This window comes from Robertmurraya sp. DFI.2.37 (genome assembly GCF_029211245.1).
Taxonomy (GTDB): domain Bacteria; phylum Bacillota; class Bacilli; order Bacillales; family Cytobacillaceae; genus Robertmurraya; species Robertmurraya methanolica_A.
This window is the reverse complement of the sequence record NZ_JARGEJ010000728.1, coordinates 1-294: the sequence shown is the minus strand read 5'-3', so window position 1 is coordinate 294 and position 294 is coordinate 1. Positions and strand designations below refer to the sequence as shown.

General features: G+C 42.5%; 1 pseudogene. It reads left to right on the top strand.

Features of this window, described 5'->3' with window-relative positions:
* Window positions 1–294 (top strand): annotated as a pseudogene (locus tag PZE06_RS28395) (hypothetical protein); the annotation flags it as partial.

Sequence of the window (294 nt, the reverse complement as noted above, 5' to 3'; positions counted from 1 at the left end):
AATCTTGATTTAAAAATCTCATCGAGTGAAAAGGTAGCAGGGACAGTGCCAACACTAGAGGAAGCAATCGATTGGACTCAGTATCCAAGTACAGGAGTAGTAGCTACTGGATACACAGCCGGATACGAATCGACAGGAAAAGGCCCCGATCATCCCCAGTTTGGAATTACGTATTCTGGCGTAAAAGTAACTCGTGATTTATATTCGACAGTTGCTGCTGGTTTAAATGTGTTTCCAATTGGTACAATTCTTTTTATTCCTGGATACGGCTATGGGGTTGTTGCCGATAAAGGA